The following is a 24,787-nucleotide window of genomic DNA, read 5'->3' on the forward strand; positions in this document are numbered from 1 at the left end:
TGACTTAATTGGGAAGTGAGCCATGTTTGAAAAGCGTCACCGCATTACGTTGTTATTCAATGCCAATAAAGCCTATGACCGTCAGGTGGTGGAAGGCGTTGGTGAATATTTGCAGGCGTCGCAATCCGAGTGGGATATCTTTATTGAAGAGGATTTCCGCACCCGTCTCGAGAACATCAAAGACTGGCTGGGCGATGGCGTCATCGCCGACTATGACGACCCCGTCATTGAGCAGCTGCTGACCGACGTCGACGTTCCGATTGTGGGCGTCGGCGGCTCCTACCATTCCCCCGAACACTATCCGCCGGTTCACTATATCGCCACCGATAACCATGCCCTGGTCGAGGCCGCCTTTCTCCATTTAAAAGAGAAAGGCGTCCATCGCTTCGCGTTCTATGGTTTACCCGCCACCAGCGGCAAGCGCTGGGCCGTTGAGCGTGAACACGCGTTCTGCCAGCTGGTCGCGCAGGAGAAGTATCGCGGCGTGGTATACCAGGGGCTGGAAACGGCACCGGAAAACTGGCAGCACGCGCAAAACCGCCTCGCTGACTGGCTGCAAACGCTGCCGCCGCAAACCGGGATTATTGCCGTGACGGACGCTCGCGCGCGCCACGTGCTGCAGGTCTGCGAACATTTACACATTCCGGTGCCGGAAAAGCTGTGCGTGATTGGCATTGATAACGAAGAACTTACCCGCTATCTGTCCCGCGTGGCGCTCTCCTCCGTTGCGCAGGGCACGCGTCAGATGGGTTACCAGGCGGCGAAGCTGCTGCATCGTCTGCTGGATAAAGAATCTTTGCCGCTTCAGCGCCTGCTCGTGCCGCCAGTCCGCGTCGTAGAACGCCGCTCAACCGATTATCGCTCCTTAAGCGACCCGGCCGTCATTCAAGCCATGCACTATATTCGCAACCACGCCTGCAAAGGAATTAAGGTCGATCAGGTGCTGGATTCGGTGGGCATTTCCCGTTCGAATCTGGAGAAGCGTTTTAAAGAAGAGGTAGGCGAAACCATCCATGCCGTTATCCATGCGGAGAAGCTGGAGAAAGCCCGCAGCCTGCTCATTTCCACATCGCTGTCGATCAACGAAATCTCGCAGATGTGCGGTTACCCGTCGCTGCAATATTTCTACTCGGTGTTCCGCAAAGAGTATGACACCACGCCGAAAGAGTACCGGGATCGCCACAGCGAGGTGCTGATTTAGAAAAGAAAACGCCTTCCAGTGGAAGGCGTTTTTTTGAGATTACATATGGGCGGCGATTAAGCGCTGGTTATCCTGGTACATTGCGAACAGATAGTTGTTATAGCTCTGTCCCTTCGTCGAATACCCTTTCAGCTTGTGGATCATCGTGGTGGCCGTCACTTCCTGATCCGCTTTACGCAGCTGAGCGCGTGATTTGCGGAAAGAGGAGTAGGCCGGATGCGTGTTCAGATTCACCACGTAGGCACTCACGGAATCCTTCACGGATTCAAACTGCGAATAGCCTTTCACCGTACCAGGCGCATTGTTACAGCGCCCTTTCACGCATTTCATGCCGAAAAGATTGTTGTTGCTGCGCGCCAGCTTTGACGTGCCCCAGCCGCTTTCGGCTGCTGCCATGGTCGCAACCATGCTGTTCGGAATGATATCTACACGCTCGAGGAGAGCATTCCACGGCACACGACGCGTGTTACCGTTCCAGCTCAGCTTGTAGCGCTTGGTGATATCTTTCAGGCGCGCGCGTTCGGACGGCGACCAGCGGCTATCGTACTGTTTAGAGATCAGCCAGTTACGATCCGCAGTAATCGCGGCATTTTGACTCGTGATGTAAGGCATTACCGTCCGGAGAAACGCTTTTTTCCTTGGTGTCCCGGAAGGGTATTTTCGCAAATCAGGAAGTGAACTACTCTTTGCACTATTGCGAGAATACTCTTGTTTACTGCTAACCTTACTACTTGTCGTCTTTATTACGTGGGCTTTCTTACTCGTTGTATCCGTGTGCGTCTTCGCAAGCACCTCACCCGAAAATGCCGTGGTGAGTAACATGAGTATCGCAGCCCCATATCGTCGGATGGGAGTCGATATCATTAGGTCTCCTGGTCGGATGTAACCATCCTAACACCTTATTTTTTTCACAAATTTGAGAGCGGAATCTCAAATCATATCAAAAATAGACTTCAAGAGCACGTATAGAAATAGTCCAATTCCGAAACTATGTCACCTGAAACTTGCTCATAAAAAAATCATTCCACAAAAAATGTGTTCACTATCGCAGATAACTGCCTAATTTTGCGCGAGATCACTCATCCTCACGCATCCTCCTGGCAGAAAGCGACAGGGGATGAGTTTTTGCCCAGCCTCAGATGGCACACTGGTCAAAAATACCGCGACAGGAACCAGGAATGAAACGCACCGCACTCGCCTTTCTAATGTTACCCGCACTGGCGCATGCCGACTGGTCATCACCGGGGTTTGACGCCTTTCGCGCCGAAGGCACCGGGGTCTTCACCAGCCAGGCAAAGCTTGCGAAGGGTACGCGTCCTCTGACGCTGAGTTTTGACAAGACGTGCTGGCAGCCTACGGACACGATAAAACTCAACGAGATGCTGTCGCTCAAGCCCTGTGACGGCACACCGCCGCAGTGGCGTCTTTTCCGCGACGGCGAATACCAGATGCGGATTGATACCCGCTCCGGCACGCCCACCCTACTCCTGACGATTCAAAGTGCCGCAGAACAGCCGGTGGCAGACGTCACCCGCCAGTGCCCGAAGTGGGACGGTAAGCCGCTGACGCTGGACGTCAGCCATACCTTCCCGGAAGGCTCCGTCGTTCGCGACTACTACAGTAAACAGACGGCGACGGTGCAGAATGGAAAAATTACCCTGCAGCCAGCCGCCAACGGTAACGGCCTGCTGCTGCTTGAGCGCGCCGAAACCGACAAGCCCGCGCCGTTTAGCTGGCAGAACGCCACCGTCTATTTTGTGCTGACCGACCGTTACGTGAACGGTGATCCGGGCAACGACAACAGCTACGGTCGCCATAAGGACGGCATGCAGGAGATCGGGACGTTCCACGGCGGCGACCTCAAGGGACTCGCCAGCAAGCTCGATTATTTACAGCAGCTGGGGGTCAACGCGCTCTGGATAAGCTCCCCGCTTGAGCAGATCCACGGCTGGGTAGGCGGCGGCACAAAAGGGGATTTCCCTCACTACGCCTATCACGGCTACTACACCCAGGACTGGACGAAGCTCGACGCCAATATGGGAACGGAGGATGACCTGCGCCAGCTTGTCGATGAAGCGCACAAGCGCGGGATCCGCGTTCTGTTCGATATCGTCATGAACCACACGGGCTACGCGACGCTTGCGGACATGCAGGAATATCAGTTTGGTTCCCTGTACCTTCAGGGTGATGAGCTGAAAAAGACGCTGGGGAAACGCTGGACGGACTGGAAGCCGGGCGCGGGCCAAAGCTGGCACAGCTTTAACGACTACATCAACTTTAGCGACAAAGCCGCATGGGAAAAATGGTGGGGCAAGAAATGGATCCGTACCGACATCGGTGATTATGACAACCCTGGCTTTGACGATTTGACGATGTCGCTGGCGTTCCTGCCCGACCTGAAAACGGAATCCACCGTTCCTTCCGGGTTACCCAATTTCTATCAACACAAGTCCGATACCCACGCGAAAGCTATTCCGGGCTATACCCCGCGCGATTATCTGACCCACTGGCTCAGCCAGTGGGTACGTGACTACGGCATCGACGGTTTTCGGGTCGATACCGCGAAACACGTTGAGCTTGCGGCCTGGCAACAGCTGAAAGACCAGGCGAGCCAGGCCCTTGCCGCCTGGAAAGTGGCGAACCCTGACAAAAAACTCGACAACGCGCCTTTCTGGATGACCGGGGAATCCTGGGGCCACGGGGTGATGCAGAGCGATTATTACCGCCACGGTTTTGACGCGATGATTAACTTTGACTATCAGGAGCAGGCGGCAAAAGCGGTGGATTGCCTGGCCGATATGGATCTCACCTGGCAGCAGATGGCGGAGAAGCTGCAAAGCTTCAACGTGCTGAGCTACCTCTCGTCACACGATACGCGCCTGTTCCGTGAAGGGGGTCAGCGCGCGGCGGAACTGCTCCTGCTGGCACCGGGCAGCGTGCAAATCTATTACGGGGATGAGTCCGGGCGCCCGTTCGGGCCGACAGGCTCCGACCCGCTGCAGGGCACCCGCTCGGATATGAACTGGCAGGACGTGACGGGCAAGCAGGCCCTAACCGTCGTCCACTGGCAAACGCTGGGTCAGTTCCGCGCCCGCCATCCGGCGATAGGTGAAGGCAAACAAACCACGCTGTCGCTGAAAGAGGGGTATGGCTTTGTGCGCGAGCACAAGGACGATAAGGTGATGGTGGTATGGGCAGGTAATCAATAGCCCCCTTAAACCGCATGGAGTCGTCTTTTCCCCTCACCCCTTTGGAGAGGGCCGGGGTGAGGGGAAAAGCACCAGAACTATTCACTGCATAAAGCCACTACCGCCAGATAAAACAACAAATCCGACCACATCACCCGATTTGCACCAGCACGGTGCTAGCGTTATGGTTACCCACTTTCAAAATAAGCTCGACAGATCACCTGCTATGACGTTTTCACTTTTCGGCGACAAATTCACCCGCCATTCAGGCATTACTCGCCTGATGGAGGACCTCAACGACGGGCTGCGCACACCGGGCGCAATCATGCTCGGCGGCGGAAACCCGGCTCAAATCCCGGAGATGAATACCTATTTCCAGACGCTGCTCGCTCAGATGCTGGAAAGCGGCAAAGCAACCGATGCGCTTTGCAATTACGACGGCCCGCAGGGTAAAACCGAACTGCTGGCACTCCTCGCCGACATGCTGCGTGATGAGCTTGGCTGGGATATCGACCCACAGAATATTGCACTAACAAACGGCAGCCAGAGCGCGTTTTTCTACTTGTTTAACCTGTTCGCTGGACGTCGCGCCGACGGCACGACCAAAAAGGTGCTGTTCCCGCTGGCTCCGGAGTATATCGGCTACGCCGATTCCGGCCTGGAAGAGGATCTGTTCGTCTCCGCGCGCCCGAATATTGAGCTGCTGCCCGAAGGCCAGTTCAAATATCACGTCGATTTTGAACACCTGCATATTGGCGAAGAGACGGGCATGATCTGCGTATCGCGCCCGACTAACCCAACGGGCAACGTGATCACCGATGACGAGCTGATGAAGCTGGATGCGCTGGCAAATCAGCACGGCATTCCACTGGTGATTGATAACGCCTACGGCGTGCCGTTCCCGGGCATTATCTTCAGCGAAGCACGCCCGCTGTGGAACCCGAACATCGTTCTCTGCATGAGCCTCTCTAAGCTGGGTCTGCCGGGCAGCCGCTGCGGCATTATCATCGCGAACGAGAAAATCATTACCGCCATTACCAACATGAACGGCATTATCAGCCTTTCACCGGGAGGCATTGGCCCGGCGATGATGTGCGAAATGATCAAACGCAAGGACCTGCTGCGTCTGTCGAACGAGGTGATCAAACCTTTCTATTACCAGCGCGTTCAGGAGACGATTGCGACGCTTCGTCGCTATTTGCCGGAAGAACGCTGCCTGATCCACAAACCGGAAGGCGCAATTTTCCTCTGGCTGTGGTTTAAAGATTTACCTATCACCACCGAACTGCTCTACCAGCGCCTGAAAAAGCGCGGCGTATTAATGGTGCCGGGCGACTATTTCTTCCCGGGTCTGGACAAGCCGTGGCCGCATACGCACCAGTGCATGCGCATGAACTACGTGCCCGATCCGGAAAAAATTGAAGCGGGTGTCAAAATCCTCGCCGAAGAAATTGAAAAAGCCTGGCGCGAAGGCAATTGTTAAAAAATAAGGCTCTTCGATTGAAGAGCCTTATTTTTCTGTGATCTAAATCTTATATTAAGGATATATCCTGTAGCGTTACATTTAGCATCCACATTGAGTTTTCTTCGGAATATTCCTGTATTTTACGCCCACTAATTTCCTCCTCGATAATTAAGCAAAAGTTAAAAATACTAACCCTTTGTTATTCTGAAATAACCACTAAAAGCATGGCCAAATACCGCTTAAAGTCACTTTCAGGCATATTTAAAAATAATGCTTATACTCACTAATACGCCGCTCGGCGTTCTTCTGCGTGGAGTATTCATATGCTACCTAATAATGTTAGTCGCATCAGCGCTATCGCTGTTGCGGTACTGCTCGCGTTCTCTCTTTCTGCCTGTAGTGGAAGCGGTGGCGGATCTCATCACTCAACGGCCAAAAATAACCCTGCGACGGGAAGCAGCAGCGGCTCAGGTGATGGAAGCGGCACGACCGCGAGTAATGGCGGTTCGGGCAGCAGCGGATCGGGTACCGGAACGAGTTCGGGCTCGGGTTCTGGTACCGGGACAGGCGCTGGTGGCGGAACGGGTTCTGGATCGGGCTCTGGCTCAGGTTCTGGAACGGGCTCTGGTTCTGGAGGCAACGGCAGCGGAGGAACCGGAACAGGCAACACGGGCGGTGGCGGAACCACTACCGCAGGCGTAAATACCATACTGGGTGATGCCGGGAAAACAGTGACCAGCGTCGGCTCTACGGTGGATGGCCTCGGAAGCCAGCTTCCGACCAATAATCCCGTCACGTCAACCGTTTCAACTACCGTCAGCGGCGTTGGCAGCGCCGTATCCACGGTGGGGACAGGCGTCACGACTGGGGTGGGTAATCCCAGCAACGCGAACGGTGTAGGGACCACGCTTAAAGGCGTAACCACGTCGGTCACCTCCCTTGGCAACACCGTTTCAACGGTAGGCACGGGGCTGGCGAGTTCCACTTCCGGTACCCCGGTCAGCGGCGTAACCGGCCTGACGGGCAGCGTGGTAAACAGTACCGGGCAACTGGTCAGTAACACCGGCACGGGTCTCACCAATGCGGTAAGCAGCCCTGCGGTCACCCAGATAACCACCGATACCACGACCGTGGCTAACAAGACGCTGGGCGGAGTACAAGGCGTCACGCAAAGCGTGGGCACCACAACGGGTCTCGGTACCCCGGTCAACGGTCTGCTGACCCAGGTCGGCAACACCGTCAGCGGCGTGGGGACCAACGTCAGCAACAGTAATAGCGGGCTTAACGGCGTGGGCCAGGTCGTCCAGAACGTCGGTCAGACGGTGACGGATAGCGGCACGCTGGTGAAACCGGCGTCTTCAACAAGCGGAGGAGGTTCAGGATCGCTGACAGCCAATGCCAACGTGGCGGCCACCAATAACAGCCTGGGTGCAACGGTCAATACGACCCTCAATACCCTGACTGCGGGCGTTACGGCCAACGCAGCGACAACATCAGGTCAAAATACGTCAACAGCGAATCCGGTTAACGGACTCACCACCCTCACCACCGGCCTGCTGACGCCAAAACACTAAACGGCTTATTGTCATTCTGCGCCCCTGGTTCAGGGGCGCTTTATACAGCGACACTGACCCCAATCGGGGATGACGAACAGGGATAGCGCGATGAAACACCACTTCCTTTTTTCGCTGACGGGGCTGGTTGTGCTAAGCATGGCCCGCGCCGATACACTGCCCTCTATTATTAACCCTGATAACCCGGCGCAAGCCTCTCGTAACGTTGCCCCAGAGCAGACGGGGGGCGTCTCACAGCCGAAAGTCAAAATAGAAAAACCGCAGTCAACGCTGACCCCTGAAACGCCTATTACCATTAATCACATCCAGTTTATTGGCGGTACGCGTTATCCCTTGCAGGAATTACTTAAGCCCTTCCGGCCTTACGCCGGAAAAACCGTGCCGCTTAAAACGCTCACGGGGTTAGTAAATGATATTACGGCGCGCTATAAGGCCGACGGTTTTCCGCTCTCCTATGCCTGGCTGCCCGATAATAATTTCCAGCAGGGCAATATTAAAATTGTGCTGGTTGAAGGGTATGTCGCTCACAGCGACGTTATCAGTAATAACCCTCACATTGCCGAACGCCTGAAACGGCTGTCCGAAAAAATCATGGCGGAAAAACCGCTGTCGCAGGATACGTTCGATCGCTATAGCCAGCTGATGACGCGTACCCCGAACGTGCCGGTGACGGCTAACGCGCAGCTGCCAACCAATATCTACGGTGCCGCGGCGATGCAGATAACCGGAAACCAACAGCGGAGTTGGGACATCGGCTCCACGATCGATTCCCGTAAAGGGCAAGATTTAATGATGCTGAACGGCACGCTCAGCAACATGACCAGCTACGGCGATCAGCTTGGCGTGGCAACGCTAGTGCCGTTAGATAGCAACACGCGAAAAAATTATGTCGGCCTGAACTGGCAGCAATTTTTAAACGATGAAGGGCTGACGATGCAGCTCAAAGGCAGCTATTACCGTGAAGATCCGCGGGATTATTCTTTCCTGCTCTCTTTACCGAATAATATCAACGTCGACTCGAAGCAAAAAACAACGCAATACAACGGCGGCGTGACGTTTGGTTATCCCCTTCTCCTGACGCAAAAATCACAAATTAACCTGACCAGCGGCTTTGATTATACCGACCGCCAGGATGATTATGCCCTGCAGGCCAGACTGTTGGGCAAAACCTACAAGCTGGACTCGGTCAACCAGCACGCGCGTTATCCGGCGCTGGAAGTAGGCATTAATGGTGCGCATCAGTTCACCACCGCCAGCATCAGCGGCCGACTCAACGTGCGTCAGGGTATTGATGCGATGGGTGCCGATGTCGTCTCAGCCCCTAAACCCGATATTAATTTTACGCTCACCAAAAGCTATCTGGACGCCGCCTGGCTGTTTGCCGACAAGTGGCGGCTCTCAACGTCCTGGGAGGGAGACTGGTCAAATAATACGTTGCCCGAACCCGAACGCGTGAGCTTCGGTGCGCAGCGGTTTGGCCGTGGATACCAGGACAGTGAAGCTAGCGGTGATTACGGCTACGGCGGGCAGGTAGAACTGCGCTATATCCAGATGCGAAAAGAGAGCACCTGGCTTGCCACCATCCAGCCCTACATCCTGGCAGATACCGCGCAAACATGGTTTAACACCTCCGGTTTGCCCCATCAACGGCTCGGGTCAGTGGCGACCGGGGTGATGGTAGGCGATACGCGCCACTATAGCGTCACGGTTGAGGCGGCCAAACCCGTTGGGGATGTTCCGACAGACAGCCGCAACCGGGACTGGCGCTACAGCCTGACCGTTACCTGGAATTTTAATAATCTCCGGTAAAGGCGTTTGCGCGAAGACGGTCAGTGCGGGTCCGTGCACTACGCCTCGCGCACGTTAAAACCCAGCTCTTTTGAGATAGCCTCGGCCGTTTCGCGCAGCGGCTTGAGCAGGTTCTTTTCACCCACCTGCTTCATGCGCGATGTCGATAGCGAAATGGAAATCGCATACGGGACGCGGCCGTGGATATCAAACACCGGCACGGCAATACAGGAGACGCCCAGCTCGTTCTCTTCTTTGTCCATCGCCATGCTGCGATCGCGAATTTCTGCCAGCTCATCGTACATGGCGCTCAGCTCGGTGATGGTGTTACGCGTCAACGGCTGGATCTGTTCCTGATGGCTTTCCCAGTAGCTCGCCACATAATCCTGGTGGCCAAACGCCATGTAGATCTTACCCATTGCAGAGCAGTAAAGCGGCATATGCTGGCCAATATAGGCGCGCGTGCGCAGCATGCCGGTTGTCGGTTCGAGCTTGTAAATCAGGATCGCGTGGTCGTCTTCCCGGCTGGAGAAGTTCACCGTTTCGCCGGTGGCGATATTTAGCGCCTCAAGGTGCGGCGCCGCCACGTGGATGATGTTGAGCGACGACAGCGCCTTCTGCCCGACGGCGATAAATTTGGTGGTCAGGCGATAACTACCCGCCGCGGGTGCTGGCGTCACGTATCCGCATGACTGCAACCCCTGCAACAGCCGGTGCACGGTACTCTTATTCAGCCCCGCCAGTTCCGATAAATGCGCAAGCGGACACCCGTTCGGATAGTTGCTGAGGATCTCAATCAGCATCAGGCCGCGAAACAAGCTCTGGCTGCCTGCTGGCCTCTCTTTTTCTTGCGTCATTTCGCTCTCTTTCATGCTCATTAGATGGCTCCTTTTTATCGCGCCCTGATGGTAGCGCAAAGTGTGGTTCAGTTCACGATCTCAACAGAAAAAACACAACTATATGATTTTAATAGATTTTGAAAAACATGAATGTCGTTGATCTGACAAAATTTGATCGCTATATTTGAAATCAGATTTCGCATAGTGAAATTTAGCGATAAAAAAGCATTCGCACTTGCCCCTAAGAAGAACAGGAGAACAGGGATGAAGGTGACCTTTGAAGAGTTAAAAGCGGCGTTCAATCGGGTTCTGGTCGAGCGCGGCATAAAAGCGGAAACCGCCGACGCCTGCGCAGACATGTTCGCTCGCACCACGGAATCCGGCGTCTATTCACACGGCGTAAACCGCTTCCCGCGCTTTATTCAGCAGCTTGATGCAGGGGATATCCTTCCTGACGCCCAGCCCAAACGGGTGATGACGTTAGGCGCCATCGAGCAGTGGGACGCCCAGCGCGCTATCGGCAACCTGACGGCGAAAAAGATGATGGATCGCGCCACCGAGCTGGCGTCCGACCACGGTATTGGCCTGGTGGCACTGCGTAACGCGAACCACTGGATGCGCGGCGGTAGCTACGGCTGGCAGGCGGCGGAGAAGGGCTACATCGGCATTTGCTGGACCAACTCCATCGCCGTGATGCCCGCATGGGGATCAAAAGAGTGCTGCATCGGCACCAACCCGCTGATCGTGGCCATTCCCTCTAACCCGATCACCATGGTCGACATGTCGATGTCGATGTTCTCCTACGGCATGCTGGAGGTGAATCGCCTGGCCGGGCGCGAGCTGCCGGTAGATGGCGGCTTTGACGACGAGGGTAACCTCACCCGTGAGCCGGGCGCGATCGAGAAAAACCGCCGTATTCTGCCCATGGGCTACTGGAAAGGGTCCGGCTTATCCATCGTCCTCGATATGATCGCCACCCTGCTCTCCAACGGATCGTCCGTCGCGGAAGTGACTCAGGACAACAGCGACGAGTACGGCGTATCGCAGATCTTCATCGCCATCGAGGTGGATCGCCTGATCGACGGCTCAACCCGCGATGCCAAACTGCAGCGCATCATGGACTTCATCACCACGGCCGAACGCGCGGATGAGAATGTTGCCGTCCGCCTGCCGGGGCATGAGTTCACCCGTTTGCTGGAAGAGAACCGCCGCAACGGCATCACGGTTGACGACAGCGTGTGGGCGAAAATCCAGTCTCTGTAAGGAGTGGACCATGATATTCGGACATATTTCCCAGCCAAATCCGTGTCGCCTGCCGCGGGCGATTGAAAAAGCGCTCGATTTTCTGCGCACGACGGATTTCACCACCCTGAAACCAGGCGTGGTGGAAATTGAAGGGCGTAACATTTTTGCACAGGTTCTGGATCTCACCACAAAGGAACCGCACGAGAACCGGCCGGAAGTGCATCGCCGTTATCTGGATATACAGTTCCTGGCCTGGGGCGAAGAGAAAATCGGTATCGCGATTGATACCGGCAATAACGAAATAAGCGAATCTCTGCTGGAACAGCGCGATATTATTTTTTATCACGACAGTGAAAACGAATCGTTTATCGACATGATCCCCGGCAGCTATGCCCTATTTTTCCCGCAGGATGTGCACCGTCCTGCCTGTATTAAAAACAAGGAAACCGCAATTCGTAAAATTGTGGTGAAAGTGGCAATCAGCGAATTAGATTAATTTTCTGATATACCCTAAATACAGGAACGCGAAATGACCAACACCGGTTTTATTATTGGTGCGTACCCCTGCGCACCCTCGTTTCACCAGAAAGGGGAACAAGAAGAACAGGCATTCTGGCGCCAGCTTTCCGACACGCCGGATATCCGGGGGCTGGAACAGCCGTGCCTTGAAAATCTTCATCCCCTTGGCGATGAATGGCTGTTCCGCCATACGCCAGGTGACTGGCAAATTGTGGTCACGGCGGTAATGGAAACCATGCGCCGTCGCGGCATCAACGGCGCGTTTGGCCTGGCGTCCGCGGACGAAGAACAGCGTAAAGCGTGCATTGAATATTACCGCCATCTGCATCAAAAGATTGATGCCGTTAACACCCGTTTTCCCGGGAAAGTGGTCGCTCTGGAAATGCAGGCCGCACCGCAGGCGGGCAATGGCTCGGTCGAACAAGCCACCGACGCGTTTTCCCGCTCCATCCGTGAAATAGCACGCTGGGACTGGAGCTGCGAGCTTGTGCTGGAACACTGCGATGCCATGACCGGCGCCGCACCGCGTAAAGGCTTCCTGCCCTTAGAGCAGGTGCTGGAGGTGGTGAAAGAGACGGATATCAGCGTCTGCATCAACTGGGCGCGGTCGGCCATCGAAGGCCGTAACACCACCCTTCCGCTTGACCATGTTCTGGCCGCGCTTAAGGCCGGGAAACTGGGTGCGCTGATGTTTTCGGGCACGGCTCCCGGCGGGGAGTACGGTGAATGGCAGGATCTGCACGCGCCATTTTCCTCGTTCTGCGCCGACAGTTTACTGTCAACCGAACAGGCAAAAGCACTCTTTACTGCGGCGAGCGCCGCAAGGTTGAAATTCTCCGGTATTAAATTACTGGAAATAAATGCTAATGCTGACGTCAGTCATCGCATCGCCATTTTGCGCGACGGCATTAGCCAAATGAATAAAGCAACGCAATAACAATAATAAAAGTTTATTCCGGTTACCTTAATGAGAGATTAACGATGAATATTTCTACTCAAACTCTACATGCGAATATTCCGCGCCAGCGCTGGCTAAGAATCATTCCTCCTATTCTTATTGCCTGCATTATTTCATATATGGACCGCGTGAATATCGCGTTTGCGATGCCGGGGGGTATGGACGAAGAATTAGGGATTACCGCGACCATGGCAGGCCTCGCGGGCGGGATATTTTTTATCGGCTATCTGTTTCTGCAGGTTCCCGGCGGCAAGATTGCCGTGCACGGCAGCGGCAAGAAATTTATCGGCTGGTCGCTGGTCGCCTGGGCAGCGATCTCGGTGCTCACGGGTCTCGTGACGAATCATTACCAGCTGCTGGTGCTGCGCTTCTTACTCGGCGTAGCGGAAGGCGGAATGCTCCCCGTTGTGCTCACCATGATCAGCAACTGGTTCCCGGATGCCGAGCGCGGTCGCGCCAACGCGATTGTGATCATGTTCGTGCCCATCGCCGGGATCATCACCGCCCCGCTATCGGGCTGGATTATTACCGCACTCGACTGGCGCTGGCTGTTCATTATTGAAGGTCTGATGTCCGTCGTCGTGCTGGTGCTCTGGGCATTCACCGTTTATGACCGTCCACAGGAAGCGCGCTGGATCTCAGAGGCCGAGAAAAACTATCTGGTGAAAACGCTGGCAGCTGAACAGCAGGCCATTGCCGGAAAAGAGGTGAAAAATGCCTCGCTCAGCGCCGTGCTGTCCGACAAAACCATGTGGCAACTGATCGCCCTGAACTTCTTCTACCAGACCGGGATTTACGGCTACACCCTCTGGCTGCCCACCATTCTGAAGGAGCTGACGCACACCAGCATCGGTCAGGTGGGGATGCTCGCCATCCTGCCTTACATCGGCGCCATTGCGGGGATGTTCCTGTTCTCTACGCTTTCTGACCGCACCGGCAAGCGCAAGCTGTTTGTCTCCCTGCCGTTGATCGGCTTTGCGCTCTGCATGTTCCTCTCCGTGGCGCTGAAAGCAAACACCTGGCTGGCCTATGCCGCACTGGTGGGCTGTGGGTTCTTCCTGCAATCCGCCGCGGGCGTGTTCTGGACCATTCCGGCACGACTGTTTAGCGCCGAAATGGCGGGCGGCGCGCGCGGCGTGATCAACGCCCTCGGTAACCTCGGTGGCTTCTGCGGCCCGTATGCGGTTGGGGTGCTGATCACCCTGTACAGCAAAGATGCGGGCGTCTACTGCCTGGCGGTTTCTCTGGCGCTGGCATCGCTGCTGGCCCTGCTGTTACCGGCGAAGTGCGATGCCGGGGCAGAGCCCAACCCCACGGTAAATCCGCACAAGCGTGCGGCCTGATGCCCTCACCTAACCCACTAAACCGAACCGTAGGCCGGGTAAGCGAAGCGCCACCCGGCAATTAAGTGAGACAAAGATGAGTGAAAAAGAGCCCTTCTGGCTGGGTATCGATTGTGGCGGTACTTATCTGAAAGCCGGTTTGTACAACAGCCAGGGCAAAGAAGTATGTATCGAACGCCGCGCCGTTGCCACGCTCAGTCCGCGAGCGGGCTACGCCGAGCGGGATATGCATCATCTGTGGCAGCACTGCCACGCAACCCTCGCCGCGCTGCTTAAGCGTTCAGGCGTAAACGGCAACCAGATCAAAGGGGTCGGTATTTCTGCGCAAGGTAAAGGACTGTTTCTGCTTGATAAACAGGGCCAACCGTTGGGCAACGCCATACTCTCCTCTGACCGCCGGGCGCTGGAGATTGTGCAGCGCTGGCAGCAGGACGGTATCCCCGAAAAGCTTTATCCGCATACGCGCCAGACGCTGTGGACCGGGCACCCGGCCTCGCTTCTGCGCTGGGTCAAAGAGAATGAACCGCAGCGGTACCAGCAGATTGGCTGCGTCATGATGGCGCACGACTATCTGCGCTGGTGTCTGACCGGCGTGAAAGGCTGCGAGGAGAGCAACATCTCCGAGTCCAATCTCTACAACATGAATACCGGGAAATACGATCCCCAGCTTACGCGATGGCTCGGTATCAGCGAAATTGACGACGCTCTGCCGCCGATTGTCGGTTCAGCAGAAATTTGCGGGGAAATCACCGCTCAGGCAGCCACCCTTACCGGTCTCGCGGCGGGTACGCCCGTCGTGGGTGGACTGTTTGACGTGGTTTCCACCGCAGTCTGTGCCGGGCTGCAAGATCCACACACGCTGAACGCCGTGATGGGCACCTGGGCCGTCACCAGCGGGATTGCCAATACGCTTCGCGACAACGAACCCTTCCCGTACGTCTATGGCCGCTACGTGCACCCGCAGCAGTATATCGTTCACGAAGCCAGCCCGACCTCGTCCGGCAACCTTGAGTGGCTCACCGCGCAATGGGGCGACATGTCATTCGATGAGATCAACCGCGCGGTTGGCAGCCTGCCGAAAGCGGAAAGCGATCTGTTCTTCCTGCCGTTCCTCTATGGCAGTAACGCCGGGCTGGAGATGACCAGCGGTTTCTACGGGATGCAGGCGCTACACACCCGCGCGCACCTGCTCCAGGCGGTGTATGAGGGCGTGGTGTTCAGCCACATGACCCACTTCAACCGCATGCTCGAACGCTTTACCCACGTTCATGCCCTGCGCGTGACGGGTGGCCCGGCCCATTCGGACGTGTGGATGCAAATGCTCGCGGACGTCAGCGGGCTGGCGATTGAACTGCCGCAGGTGGAAGAAACCGGCTGTTCCGGCGCGGCGCTGGCCGCCCTCGTCGGCACCGGCGTGTATCCCGATTTCCATGCGGCGCAAAGCGCCCTCCGACACGACATTCGCGTCATTGCACCCGACATGCGCGCCCATGCGGCCTACCAGCATAAATATCACCGCTACCAGTTACTGATCTCAGCACTACAGGGCTACCACGCCCGTGTTAAGGAGTACGACCTATGAGCCGACCATTACTGCAGCTGGCGCTCGACCATACCTCTCTTCAGGCCGCGCAGCGCGACGTCGCAACGCTTGCCGATCACGTCGATATCGTCGAGGCGGGCACCATTTTGTGCCTGACCGAAGGGCTGAACGCCGTGCGGGCCCTGCGCGAGCAGTGCCCGGATAAAATCATCGTTGCGGACTGGAAGGTGGCCGACGCCGGAGAAACGCTGGCAGAACAGGCCTTTGGTGCGGGGGCGAACTGGATGACCATCATCTGCGCCGCGCCGCTGGCGACCGTTGAACGAGGCCACGAGGTGGCCCAGCGCTGCGGAGGAGAAATCCAGATGGAGCTCTTCGGTAACTGGACGCTGGACGATGCTCGCGCATGGCATCGCGTTGGCGTGAAGCAGGCCATTTATCACCGCGGGCGCGACGCGCAGGCGAGCGGCCAGCAGTGGGGTGAGGCGGATCTCGCAAAAATGAAAGCGCTCTCCGACATCGGTTTACAGCTTTCGATTACCGGCGGCATCACCCCCGCCGATCTGCCGCGCTTCAGGCAGATCAACGTTAAAGCCTTTATCGCCGGGCGCGCGCTGGCGGGCGCAGCCAACCCGCCGCAGGTGGCACATGAATTCCATTCACACATTCGCGACATCTGGGGAGCGTAACCATGCGTCAGCATCCGTTAGGGATTTACGAAAAAGCGCTGCCAAAAGATCTCTCCTGGCCGGAACGGCTGGTACTGGCAAAAAGCTGCGGGTTCGATTTTGTCGAGATGTCGGTCGATGAAACCGATGAACGATTATCGCGCCTCGACTGGAGCACCGCGCAGCGCGCCTCGATGGTTGAAGCGATGCTGGAAACGGGGGTGTCTGTCCCGTCCATGTGCCTGTCTGCCCACCGTCGCTTCCCGTTTGGCAGCCGGGATGAAACCGTGCGCGAACGCGCCCGGGAGATCATGACCAAAGCCATCAGGCTGGCGCGTGACTTAGGCATTCGCACCATCCAGCTTGCCGGGTATGACGTCTATTACGAAGAGCATGACGAGGGAACGCAGCGGCGCTTTGCCGAAGGGCTGGCGTGGGCCGTGGAGCAGGCCGCCGCCGCACAGGTGATGCTGGCGGTGGAGATCATGGATACCGCGTTTATGAACTCCATCAGCAAATGGAAGAAGTGGGATGAGATGCTCGCCTCGCCGTGGTTCAGCGTCTACCCGGACGTTGGCAACCTGAGCGCGTGGGGCAACGACGTCACCGCCGAGCTGACGCTGGGCATTGACCGCATTGCGGCGATTCACCTGAAAGATACCCAACCCGTTACCGCGCAAAGCCCCGGACAGTTCCGCGACGTGCCGTTTGGCGAAGGCTGCGTCGATTTTGTCGGCGTCTTTAACACCCTGAATAAGCTGAACTATCGCGGCGCGTTTTTGATTGAAATGTGGACTGAAAAAGCAAAAGAGCCGGTGCTGGAGATTATCCAGGCGCGCCGCTGGATTGAAGCCCGTATGCAGGAAGGAGGCATGACATGTTAGAACAGCTCAAAGCCGAGGTGCTGGCAGCAAACCTGGCGCTGCCCGCCCACCAGCTGGTGACCTTTACCTGGGGCAACGTCAGCGCGGTGGACCGCCAAAGCGGCATGATGGTGATCAAGCCCTCCGGCGTCGAGTACGACGTGATGACCGCGGAGGATATGGTGGTGGTGGATATCGCCACGGGTCAGGTTGTCGAGGGTGATAAAAAGCCCTCTTCCGACACGCCCACCCATCTTGCGCTGTATCGCCGTTATCCGGAGATTGGCGGCATCGTGCATACCCACTCTCGCCACGCCACTATCTGGTCGCAGGCGGGGCTCGACCTACCCGCCTGGGGTACCACGCACGCGGACTATTTCTACGGGGCCATTCCCTGCACGCGCCCGATGACGGCGGCAGAGATTGCAGGAGAATACGAATACCAGACGGGTGAAGTTATCATCAAAACCTTCGAGGAGCGCGACTTAAGCCCGATGCAGATCCCGGCGGTGCTGGTCCACTCCCACGGCCCGTTCGCCTGGGGTAAAGACGCTGCCGATGCGGTTCATAATGCCGTCGTGCTGGAAGAGTGCGCCTATATGGGCCTGTTCTCACGCCAGCTTGCACCGCAGTTACCGGTTATGCAGCAGGAGCTCCTCGACAAGCATTATCTGCGCAAGCACGGAGCGAATGCCTATTATGGCCAGTGATGCTCTTTACAGATCGTAGGCCGGGTAAGGCGCAGCCGCCACCCGGCTTTACCACATCAGAAACGCCAGGTCATGCCGGTCATCAGCGCGAAGCTGTCGTCGCGGTCGATCATTGGGCTGTTCTTCACGTCGTCAGGCAACACGGTGTAGACCGCGCTGGCGTTGAGGTACAGCTTCTCGGTTAGCTGATACTTAGCCGCAAGGCCAACGTATGGCGTCCAGCTGTCACCGGCGGTGTATTGATTCAGTCCTGAGCGGCGGGACTCGCTGCCGGAGACGCCATAGTAGTAGTCGTTATAGCTTTCGTCGCTGTAGAACACGCCAGCAGAAGGCGTCAGGGTCAGGCGTTCCATTCTGATGGGATGGAAGTACGACACCTCACCCACCACGCCGCCGCTTTCATCCATCGCATCGCCTGAAAGGGCCACTTTCAGCGAACCCCAGCTTTCGTGGCGGTAGTACGCGCCGCCGAGGAATGCGGACGCCTTACGTTCATCGAGCTTCTTCATCTGATGGTCGTCGTTGTCATCAGGATCGAAATGCAGCGGCATCCAGGAGGCGGTCAGGCTGAGCTCATTGTTTGGATCTTTCCACAAAATCCATCCGCCCGTGGTCTGGCGAACATAGAAACGATCGCCTTCATAGCTAATTAACGGTACAGCGGTTGTATTTTTGTTATAGCCCTTGTAAGGAGACTCATTAAATACAGCCCCCGCTCCAAGTGAAAATTCACCGGCCATAGCAGACGTTGATGCAATTAACGTGGCCGCGATGAGTAAATTGTATTTAATAGTCATTCCATGTAATCCATTTAAATGCCAAACAAGCGAGGCGCATAATAATGGTTACAAAATTGCCAATGCAACGCTGCGGTTTATATAATATTATATATAAAATCATATAGATGGGTGTGCATGATGAACAAATTACAGCTAAAACCTCGTGAATTAAAAATAATCTCCGTCATCGCCGCCACCCACAGCATTGGTGATGCCGCCGCCCTGCTGGGCATGGCGCAGGCCAACGTCAGTAAATATCTCTCTGATTTTGAAACGCGGGTTGGGCTCAAGGTTTTTGAGCGCACCACCCGCCAGCTCTCCCTGACCCAGTTTGGTGAAGCATTACTCCCCTACGTGAATGCCACGCTGGATAAGAACAGCCAGCTGGTTAATTTCATTGCAGATTATAAGCATGAAAAGCGCGGAAAAGTGACGATCTATGCCCCGACGGGTATCGTCACCTACCTCGCGCGACACGTGATCCACCAGATAGAAGACATCGGCGATATCCGCATCTCCCTGAAAACCTACAACCTCGATCGGAATGAATTTTCGGAAGGCGTTTCCTTTCCGGATGACTGCGATATTTTAATTACCTATGCACAGCCAAAAGATGAAAATCTGGTTGCCAGCGTTCTGACAAAATATTCCGTCACGGCCTTCGCAACCGCAGAGTATTTAAATAACCATCCCTTAACCGGACCTGAAGATTTAATTCATCACTCCTGTATTCTCATTGACTCCATGCTGGTCGATGATGCCAACATCTGGCGTTTTCGCGTGCATGGCAGTGATGAGGTGCATGATTACCGGGTGACCGGTAATTATATTTGTGACAATACGCAGACGGCCCTGGAACTGGCGAGAAATAATCTTGGGATTGTTTTTGCGCCAAAAGAGAGTCTGAAAAAAGAATTAACGCACGGGATGCTGGTCCCCTGCTTCCCGCACCAGGAAGAGTGGTGGCTCGATCTGACGGCCATTTTCCGCAAACGCGACTACCAGCCCTGGCGTGTGCAGTACGTTCTGGATGGAGTTCTGAACTGCCTGCGCCAGCAAATTGCTCAGGCCGCCCATGGACGGCCTGAGCTGGGCGATTAGAACAGCCCCAGCGGTTTATCGGAGTAGCTCACCAGCAAACATTTCGTCTGCTGGTAATGTTCCAGCATCATCTTGTGGGTTTCACGCCCAATGCCCGACTGCTTATAACCGCCAAATGCGGCGTGCGCCGGATAGGCGTGGTAGCAGTTGGTCCAGACGCGCCCGGCCTGAATGCCTCGGCCCATTTTATAGGCCAGATTACCGTTGCGGCTCCAGACGCCAGCCCCCAGGCCATACGGCGTGTCGTTGGCAATCTCCAGCGCTTCTTCCATCGTTTTGAAGGTGGTCACCGCCAGCACCGGTCCGAAAATTTCCTCCTGGAAGACGCGCATGTTGTTCTGACCAAACAGGATCGTCGGCTCAAGGTAATAGCCCTCCTGCAAATCCCCGCCGAGCACCTTACGGCGACCGCCGGTGAGAATATCCGCCCCTTCTTTTTTACCGATATCGATGTAGTTGAGGATAGTTTCCAGCTGCCCATGCGAGACCTGCGCCCCCATCTGCGTCACGTTATCGAGCGGGTTACCGCTGCGGATAGACTCAACTCGGCGAATAGCCCGCTCCATAAAGCGCTCATAGATAGACTCCTGCACCAGCGCGCGGCTTGGGCAGGTACAGACTTCGCCCTGGTTAAACGCAAACAGCGCAAACCCTTCCAGAGCCTTATCGAAGAAGGCATCTTCTTCCTCCATCACGTCCGCGAAGAAGATGTTCGGGGATTTCCCGCCCAGCTCCAGCGTCACCGGGATGATGTTCTGCGTGGCGTACTGCATGATCTGCTGGCCCACCTCCGTCGACCCGGTAAACGCCACTTTGGCGATCCGTTTTGAGGTCGCCAGATATTCCCCTATCTCGCCGCCCGCACCGTTCACCACGTTAATCACGCCCGGCGGCAGGAGATCGCCCACGATTTCCATCAGCAGCAGCACCGAGAGCGGGGTCAGACGCGCCGGTTTGAGCACAATACAGTTTCCGGCTGCCAGCGCGGGGGCCATTTTCCAGCTCGCCATCAGCAGCGGGAAGTTCCACGGAATAATTTGCCCCACCACGCCCAGCGGTTCGTGGAAGTGGTACGCCACCGTGTCGCTGTCGACCTCGCTGATCCCCCCCTCCTGAGCGCGAATACAGGAGGCAAAATAGCGGAAGTGGTCGATGGCCAGCGGCACGTCAGCCGCCATTGTTTCCCGGATCGGCTTGCCGTTGTCCCAGGTTTCCGCCGTCGCCAGCAGCTCCAGATTCTGCTCCATCCGGTCGGCGATTTTGAACAGAATAGCCGCGCGATCCTGCACGGAGGTTTGAGCCCATTTCTCTTTCGCTTTGTGCGCCGCATCCAGCGCCAGGTCGATATCGCGCTTGCCGGAGCTGGCAATCTCGCACAGCGGCTGGCCGGTCACCGGGGTCAGATTGGAATAGTATTCGCCGTCGACGGGAGCGACCCAGGTGCCGCCAATAAAGTTGTCATAACGGGGCTTCAGCTTGAGGGGAAAACCATACTCGCCGGGCTGGATACGCGATGAGGGAGGATTGTTTGTCATGACCGTCTCCTTGCTGTTGGTGTACAACAAGGGTAGTTCCGGCTGGCGATTTTCTCGCCAACCGGTAACGGTGTTTACGACGGGGGTCACGGAGTTTCAGGAAATAATAACGAATCTCGCAGAAGATGGTCGTTACCGCGGCGGCGGGTAAAGCCGATGCGGTTGAAGTACTCCAGGATCTGAATCGCCAGCTTGCGGCCGACGTTCAGCCGGTCGCGGAAATCGGCGGCGCAGGTTGAGCCACGCGCCTGATCCAGCTCGCGGATCAGGTTAGCAAACGCCACGATCCGATCGTTACGGTAATAACGATCTTTCACGATCGCGACTATCAGCCCCTGCTGCGCCGCGTGCCGCAATACCTGACGCATCATCTGCTCGTCGGTGTTTGTTTCCCGGGCCAGGTCGCGAACCCACCACGGCTCATCGCCAAACAGCGGGGCCGCTTTTTGCCATATTGCCTCTTGCTCTGCGGTGAAACCGGCTTTGTGCTCCGGCAGGTGCAGCCAGCCGTGGTGGCTTTTTATCACCCCGCTTTCACGCATGTTTTCGATCAGCAGCAGCACCAGCGCGTCGTCTTCCATCGGCAGCGCCATGCGGCGCAGGCGCTCGCGGCCCGGACCAGGCTCGTCCTGATGCTGTTCATGATACGTCGCCAGCGTGTTCAGAATCTTACGCTGCCAGCGTGCGGCAACCGGGGCGTTCAGCAGGCTGTTACCGGCCTGAATAAAGCCCGGCTCTTGTGTCAGCTGCCGTAAGCCTTCCCCGCTCAGCTGGCGTGCCCAGGCAAAATCACTCAGGTTTACCGCGCCGCGATCGAGATGCACCCGCAGCGCGGCGCTATCATCCGGCGCCTGTGCCAGCGCGGAAAGCCACTGCAGATATTCCGGCTTACGCTTGCCGCGTCGCGGTGGATTCAGCGCGACCACCCGCGCCCCGGCCAGCGTTTCCCGCGCGGAGATATCCCGCAGGACCAGACGATCGTTGTCTGCCAGCCAGAGCGGGGAATCGAATACCAGTTCGGCAAGGTCGTTTTCCAGCAGCGACACGCGCCCGGTGATATGGCTGGCCGCGTGGTGAATATGCAGCGGCTGCCATTGGGTCAGGGGCGCGCTGGCCTGCAGGGAGACAATGACGCGTTCAGACGGTTCAGGCGGGGCATCGGCCAGCAGCCAGTCGCCGCGGTTAAGCTGCTCTTTTTCCGCATCCCCGGCGATGTTCAGTGCGATCCGCTGCCCGGCATGAGCGCGCTCTGCGGGCTGGTTTTGCGCATGTAAGCCGCGCACGCGCATCGGCTTGTTCACCCCCGTCAGCCACAGGCTATCCCCCACCTTCACTTCGCCGCTCAAGGCGGTACCGGTGACCACCAGACCCGCGCCTTTGACGGTAAATGCGCGGTCAATCGCCAGCCGGAAGCGGTGATGGCTGGCATGCTCGCACGGTGAAAGTTGCTGCAAGTGGTGGCGAAGTTCGTCGATACCGCGGCCCTCCGTCGCCACGGTGACAAATAGCGGTGCGTCGACAAAGCCATACTCGCCCAGGGTCGCCTGTACTGCTTCGCGCACCTCGCTGATTCTGGCGTCATCCACGCGATCGGCTTTGGTCAGCGCCACGGTCAGCTGCGGGCTGCCGGTAAGCTGCAGGATCGCCAGATGCTCGCGGGTTTGCGCCATCACGCCGTCATCGCAGGCCACCACCAGCAGGGCATGATCGATGCCGCCCACGCCCGCCAGCATGTTGGACAGAAACTTTTCATGTCCCGGAACGTCGATAAAACCCAGCACGCGGCCATCGGGCTGGGGCCAGTAGGCATAGCCCAGATCGATGGTCATGCCGCGCTTTTTCTCTTCCGGCAGGCGGTCGGCGTTTATTCCGGTGATGGCCTGCAGCAACGTGGTTTTTCCGTGGTCGACATGACCGGCGGTGGCAATAATCATTTCAACATCATCTCCAGAAATCGCGCTTCATCTTCAAGGCAGCGCAGATCCAGCCACATTCGGCCATCGTAAATCCGCCCGATAACCGGCGTCGGCAGGCCGCGCCAGCGCAACGACAGGGCTTCCAGGTGGCTGCCGCGCCCGTCGCGCGGGGTAAAGGTGAGCGCTTCGCTCGGCAGCCTGTCTACCGGCAGCGAACCGCTGCCAATCTGCGACTGGCAAGGCTCAATGCGGACGTCAAAGTCGGGGTAGTGCGGGGCGATGCGCGACAGAAGTAATTCGGCCTGGGCGCGAATCGAGGCGGCATCGCGGGTTAACAGGCGCAGCGTGGGCAGGCGGTCGGCCAGCTTCTCCGGATGGAGATAGAGCCGCAGCGTTGCGTCCAGCGCGGCAAGGGTCATTTTATCGGCACGCAGGGCGCGCTTGAGCGGATGCTGCTGCAGCTTCGCAATCAGCTCGCGCTTGCCGACGATAATCCCGGCCTGCGGCCCGCCCAGCAGCTTGTCGCCGGAGAAGCTGACCAGGCTAACGCCCGCGGCAATCATCTCCTGCGGCATAGGTTCTTTTGGCAGGCCGTACCGGCTCAGATCGACCAGCGAACCGCTGCCGAGATCGGCAATCACCGGAATATTGAGCTCGCGCCCCATCGCCGCCAGCTCGGCCTCTTCAACCGTTTTGGTAAAGCCTTCAATCTGGTAATTGCTGGTGTGGACCTTCATCAGCAGGGCGGTGTTTTCGTTCACCGCCGCGCGATAATCTTTCGCGTGGGTACGGTTGGTGGTGCCCACCTCATGCAGCGTACAGCCCGCCTGGCGCATCACGTCCGGGATGCGAAACGCCCCGCCAATCTCCACCAGCTCGCCACGAGAAACCACCACCTCTTTGCCGCTGGCGGTGGCCGCCAGCATCAGCAGCACCGCCGCAGCGTTGTTATTCACGATGCAGGCATCTTCCGCGCCGGTCAGCCGGCACAGGAGGTCCGCCAGGGCGCGATCGCGATGCCCGCGCCCGGCACCGTCCAGATCGTACTCCAGCGTGACCGGCGCACGCATCGCCTGCGCGACCGCAGCAACCGCCTCTTCCGCCTGCTGCGCGCGGCCCAGATTGGTATGCAGCACGGTACCGGTCAGGTTAATCACCGGGCGTAACGCGCTTTGCGCTTTCTCGTCCAGCCTGTGCTCCACTTCCTGCTCCCACGCGGTACACCAGTCGGGTAAGGCGTTTTCGGCCTGAATCGCGCGGCGGGCTTCGTCCTGAAGCAGGCGTAACATCGCAACCGTCGCGGTATGGCCGAAACGCTCAACAACAGCATGAATGCGGGGCTCGCGAAGAAGACGGTCGGTAGCGGGGATCTGGCTGTACAGCGAATGATGAGTAGTCATGAAAGCGCCTGGCGAGTAAATATCTTCCCCCCTCCCGACGGGAGAGGGAGTTAACATGTGGAGGGATTGTACCGCCTCCGATGCCGAAGTGTTATATACCCTAAATAATTCAAGTTGCATGAAGGCGGCGACGCAGTGAATCCCCAGGAGCG

General features: G+C 57.1%; 21 protein-coding genes. 15 read left to right on the forward strand and 6 right to left on the reverse strand.

The features are described 5' to 3' along the window. The first annotated feature begins 22 nt into the window (after window positions 1-22). Window positions 23-1,201 carry a D-xylose utilization transcriptional activator XylR gene (gene xylR, locus ACJBF3_RS18120; protein WP_021242460.1) on the forward strand — a complete coding sequence of 393 codons (1,179 nt, stop codon included), beginning with the start codon at window positions 23-25 and terminating at the stop codon, window positions 1,199-1,201. A 39-nt stretch (window positions 1,202-1,240) separates the two neighbouring features. Here the strand turns inward: xylR and ACJBF3_RS18125 are convergent, their stop codons facing one another. Continuing rightward, a complete protein-coding gene (locus ACJBF3_RS18125) occupies window positions 1,241-2,065 on the reverse strand; it encodes a protein bax (protein ID WP_045328506.1) in 825 nt (274 codons plus the stop codon). A 314-nt stretch (window positions 2,066-2,379) separates the two neighbouring features. Between ACJBF3_RS18125 and ACJBF3_RS18130 the strand changes: the two genes are divergently transcribed. The 5 genes from ACJBF3_RS18130 (at window position 2,380) to ACJBF3_RS18150 (ending at window position 9,237) form a co-directional block, all read left to right on the forward strand. Continuing rightward, complete coding sequence (locus ACJBF3_RS18130) at window positions 2,380-4,410, forward strand: alpha-amylase (protein ID WP_045328507.1); 2,031 nt, start codon at window positions 2,380-2,382, stop codon at window positions 4,408-4,410. A gap of 205 nt (window positions 4,411-4,615) precedes the next feature. Further along, window positions 4,616-5,872: a valine--pyruvate transaminase gene (avtA, locus tag ACJBF3_RS18135; RefSeq protein ID WP_045328509.1), complete on the forward strand. Its 1,257-nt coding sequence runs from the start codon at window positions 4,616-4,618 to the stop codon at window positions 5,870-5,872. Between the two features lie 318 nt (window positions 5,873-6,190). Beyond that, window positions 6,191-6,556 (forward strand): hypothetical protein, encoded by a 366-nt coding sequence (locus tag ACJBF3_RS18140; RefSeq protein WP_127902842.1) that lies wholly within the window; start codon window positions 6,191-6,193, stop codon window positions 6,554-6,556. 29 nt (window positions 6,557-6,585) lie between these two features. Further along, a complete protein-coding gene (locus ACJBF3_RS18145) occupies window positions 6,586-7,428 on the forward strand; it encodes a collagen-like triple helix repeat-containing protein (protein WP_223239949.1) in 843 nt (280 codons plus the stop codon). Window positions 7,429-7,518: 90 nt separating this feature from the next. After that, complete coding sequence (locus ACJBF3_RS18150; RefSeq protein WP_045328512.1) at window positions 7,519-9,237, forward strand: ShlB/FhaC/HecB family hemolysin secretion/activation protein; 1,719 nt, start codon at window positions 7,519-7,521, stop codon at window positions 9,235-9,237. Window positions 9,238-9,275: 38 nt separating this feature from the next. Here the strand turns inward: ACJBF3_RS18150 and yiaJ are convergent, their stop codons facing one another. Next, window positions 9,276-10,094: an IclR family transcriptional regulator YiaJ gene (gene yiaJ, locus ACJBF3_RS18155; RefSeq protein WP_021242452.1), complete on the reverse strand. Its 819-nt coding sequence runs from the start codon at window positions 10,092-10,094 to the stop codon at window positions 9,276-9,278. A 225-nt stretch (window positions 10,095-10,319) separates the two neighbouring features. Between yiaJ and yiaK the strand changes: the two genes are divergently transcribed. From yiaK to araD, 8 genes are all read left to right on the forward strand, one after another. Continuing rightward, the gene (gene yiaK / locus ACJBF3_RS18160; protein ID WP_045328513.1) at window positions 10,320-11,318 is read left to right on the forward strand and encodes a 3-dehydro-L-gulonate 2-dehydrogenase; all 999 of its coding nucleotides are present in this window, start codon (window positions 10,320-10,322) and stop codon (window positions 11,316-11,318) included. 10 nt (window positions 11,319-11,328) lie between these two features. Further along, window positions 11,329-11,796 (forward strand): YhcH/YjgK/YiaL family protein, encoded by a 468-nt coding sequence (locus ACJBF3_RS18165; RefSeq protein ID WP_045328515.1) that lies wholly within the window; start codon window positions 11,329-11,331, stop codon window positions 11,794-11,796. 33 nt (window positions 11,797-11,829) lie between these two features. Next, a complete protein-coding gene (locus ACJBF3_RS18170; protein WP_045328516.1) occupies window positions 11,830-12,756 on the forward strand; it encodes a DUF4862 family protein in 927 nt (308 codons plus the stop codon). Window positions 12,757-12,800: 44 nt separating this feature from the next. Beyond that, window positions 12,801-14,120 carry an MFS transporter gene (locus tag ACJBF3_RS18175; protein ID WP_045328518.1) on the forward strand — a complete coding sequence of 440 codons (1,320 nt, stop codon included), beginning with the start codon at window positions 12,801-12,803 and terminating at the stop codon, window positions 14,118-14,120. Window positions 14,121-14,196: 76 nt separating this feature from the next. Beyond that, entirely contained in the window at window positions 14,197-15,702 is a 1,506-nt protein-coding gene (locus tag ACJBF3_RS18180; RefSeq protein ID WP_045328519.1) for an FGGY-family carbohydrate kinase, read from the forward strand. Then, window positions 15,699-16,352 carry a 3-keto-L-gulonate-6-phosphate decarboxylase UlaD gene (gene ulaD, locus ACJBF3_RS18185; protein WP_045328521.1) on the forward strand — a complete coding sequence of 218 codons (654 nt, stop codon included), beginning with the start codon at window positions 15,699-15,701 and terminating at the stop codon, window positions 16,350-16,352. Before ACJBF3_RS18180 ends, ulaD begins: the two co-directional genes overlap by 4 nt. A 2-nt stretch (window positions 16,353-16,354) precedes the next feature. Continuing rightward, complete coding sequence (locus ACJBF3_RS18190; protein ID WP_045328522.1) at window positions 16,355-17,215, forward strand: L-ribulose-5-phosphate 3-epimerase; 861 nt, start codon at window positions 16,355-16,357, stop codon at window positions 17,213-17,215. Then, window positions 17,209-17,904 (forward strand): L-ribulose-5-phosphate 4-epimerase, encoded by a 696-nt coding sequence (gene araD, locus ACJBF3_RS18195; RefSeq protein ID WP_045328524.1) that lies wholly within the window; start codon window positions 17,209-17,211, stop codon window positions 17,902-17,904. The genes ACJBF3_RS18190 and araD overlap by 7 nt, the downstream gene beginning before the upstream one ends. A gap of 56 nt (window positions 17,905-17,960) precedes the next feature. On the opposite strand, the gene ACJBF3_RS18200 is transcribed toward araD, so the two are convergent. Then, the gene (locus ACJBF3_RS18200) at window positions 17,961-18,701 is read right to left on the reverse strand and encodes a MipA/OmpV family protein (protein ID WP_045328525.1); all 741 of its coding nucleotides are present in this window, start codon (window positions 18,699-18,701) and stop codon (window positions 17,961-17,963) included. Window positions 18,702-18,818: 117 nt separating this feature from the next. Between ACJBF3_RS18200 and ACJBF3_RS18205 the strand changes: the two genes are divergently transcribed. Further along, complete coding sequence (locus tag ACJBF3_RS18205) at window positions 18,819-19,784, forward strand: LysR family transcriptional regulator (protein WP_059517928.1); 966 nt, start codon at window positions 18,819-18,821, stop codon at window positions 19,782-19,784. Here the strand turns inward: ACJBF3_RS18205 and aldB are convergent. From aldB to selA, 3 genes are all read right to left on the reverse strand, one after another. Continuing rightward, window positions 19,781-21,319, reverse strand: coding sequence for an aldehyde dehydrogenase AldB (gene aldB, locus ACJBF3_RS18210; protein WP_045328529.1), 1,539 nt, complete (start codon window positions 21,317-21,319; stop codon window positions 19,781-19,783). The genes ACJBF3_RS18205 and aldB overlap by 4 nt on opposite strands. A gap of 86 nt (window positions 21,320-21,405) precedes the next feature. Then, a complete protein-coding gene (gene selB, locus ACJBF3_RS18215) occupies window positions 21,406-23,253 on the reverse strand; it encodes a selenocysteine-specific translation elongation factor (protein ID WP_045328530.1) in 1,848 nt (615 codons plus the stop codon). Next, window positions 23,250-24,635, reverse strand: a complete 1,386-nt coding sequence (selA, locus tag ACJBF3_RS18220) for an L-seryl-tRNA(Sec) selenium transferase (protein WP_045328531.1) — start codon at window positions 24,633-24,635, stop codon at window positions 23,250-23,252. The genes selB and selA overlap by 4 nt, the downstream gene beginning before the upstream one ends. Window positions 24,636-24,787 lie beyond the last annotated feature (152 nt).

Source organism: Enterobacter sp. PP-008-ECC_S150 (assembly GCF_045257065.1).
Taxonomy (GTDB): domain Bacteria; phylum Pseudomonadota; class Gammaproteobacteria; order Enterobacterales; family Enterobacteriaceae; genus Enterobacter; species Enterobacter chengduensis.

Excerpts from the sequence above, each read along its gene's own strand:
- xylR (WP_021242460.1), top strand. The coding sequence starts at position 23 with ATGTTTGAAAAGCGTCACCGCATTACGTTGTTATTCAATGCCAATAAA.
- ACJBF3_RS18125 (WP_045328506.1), bottom strand. The coding sequence starts at position 2,065 with ATGATATCGACTCCCATCCGACGATATGGGGCTGCGATACTCATGTTA.
- ACJBF3_RS18130 (WP_045328507.1), top strand. The coding sequence starts at position 2,380 with ATGAAACGCACCGCACTCGCCTTTCTAATGTTACCCGCACTGGCGCAT.
- avtA (WP_045328509.1), top strand. The coding sequence starts at position 4,616 with ATGACGTTTTCACTTTTCGGCGACAAATTCACCCGCCATTCAGGCATT.
- ACJBF3_RS18140 (WP_127902842.1), top strand. The coding sequence starts at position 6,191 with ATGTTAGTCGCATCAGCGCTATCGCTGTTGCGGTACTGCTCGCGTTCT.
- ACJBF3_RS18150 (WP_045328512.1), top strand. The coding sequence starts at position 7,519 with ATGAAACACCACTTCCTTTTTTCGCTGACGGGGCTGGTTGTGCTAAGC.
- yiaJ (WP_021242452.1), bottom strand. The coding sequence starts at position 10,094 with ATGAGCATGAAAGAGAGCGAAATGACGCAAGAAAAAGAGAGGCCAGCA.
- yiaK (WP_045328513.1), top strand. The coding sequence starts at position 10,320 with ATGAAGGTGACCTTTGAAGAGTTAAAAGCGGCGTTCAATCGGGTTCTG.
- ACJBF3_RS18165 (WP_045328515.1), top strand. The coding sequence starts at position 11,329 with ATGATATTCGGACATATTTCCCAGCCAAATCCGTGTCGCCTGCCGCGG.
- ACJBF3_RS18170 (WP_045328516.1), top strand. The coding sequence starts at position 11,830 with ATGACCAACACCGGTTTTATTATTGGTGCGTACCCCTGCGCACCCTCG.
- ACJBF3_RS18175 (WP_045328518.1), top strand. The coding sequence starts at position 12,801 with ATGAATATTTCTACTCAAACTCTACATGCGAATATTCCGCGCCAGCGC.
- ACJBF3_RS18180 (WP_045328519.1), top strand. The coding sequence starts at position 14,197 with ATGAGTGAAAAAGAGCCCTTCTGGCTGGGTATCGATTGTGGCGGTACT.
- ulaD (WP_045328521.1), top strand. The coding sequence starts at position 15,699 with ATGAGCCGACCATTACTGCAGCTGGCGCTCGACCATACCTCTCTTCAG.
- ACJBF3_RS18190 (WP_045328522.1), top strand. The coding sequence starts at position 16,355 with ATGCGTCAGCATCCGTTAGGGATTTACGAAAAAGCGCTGCCAAAAGAT.
- araD (WP_045328524.1), top strand. The coding sequence starts at position 17,209 with ATGTTAGAACAGCTCAAAGCCGAGGTGCTGGCAGCAAACCTGGCGCTG.
- ACJBF3_RS18200 (WP_045328525.1), bottom strand. The coding sequence starts at position 18,701 with ATGACTATTAAATACAATTTACTCATCGCGGCCACGTTAATTGCATCA.
- ACJBF3_RS18205 (WP_059517928.1), top strand. The coding sequence starts at position 18,819 with ATGATGAACAAATTACAGCTAAAACCTCGTGAATTAAAAATAATCTCC.
- aldB (WP_045328529.1), bottom strand. The coding sequence starts at position 21,319 with ATGACAAACAATCCTCCCTCATCGCGTATCCAGCCCGGCGAGTATGGT.
- selB (WP_045328530.1), bottom strand. The coding sequence starts at position 23,253 with ATGATTATTGCCACCGCCGGTCATGTCGACCACGGAAAAACCACGTTG.
- selA (WP_045328531.1), bottom strand. The coding sequence starts at position 24,635 with ATGACTACTCATCATTCGCTGTACAGCCAGATCCCCGCTACCGACCGT.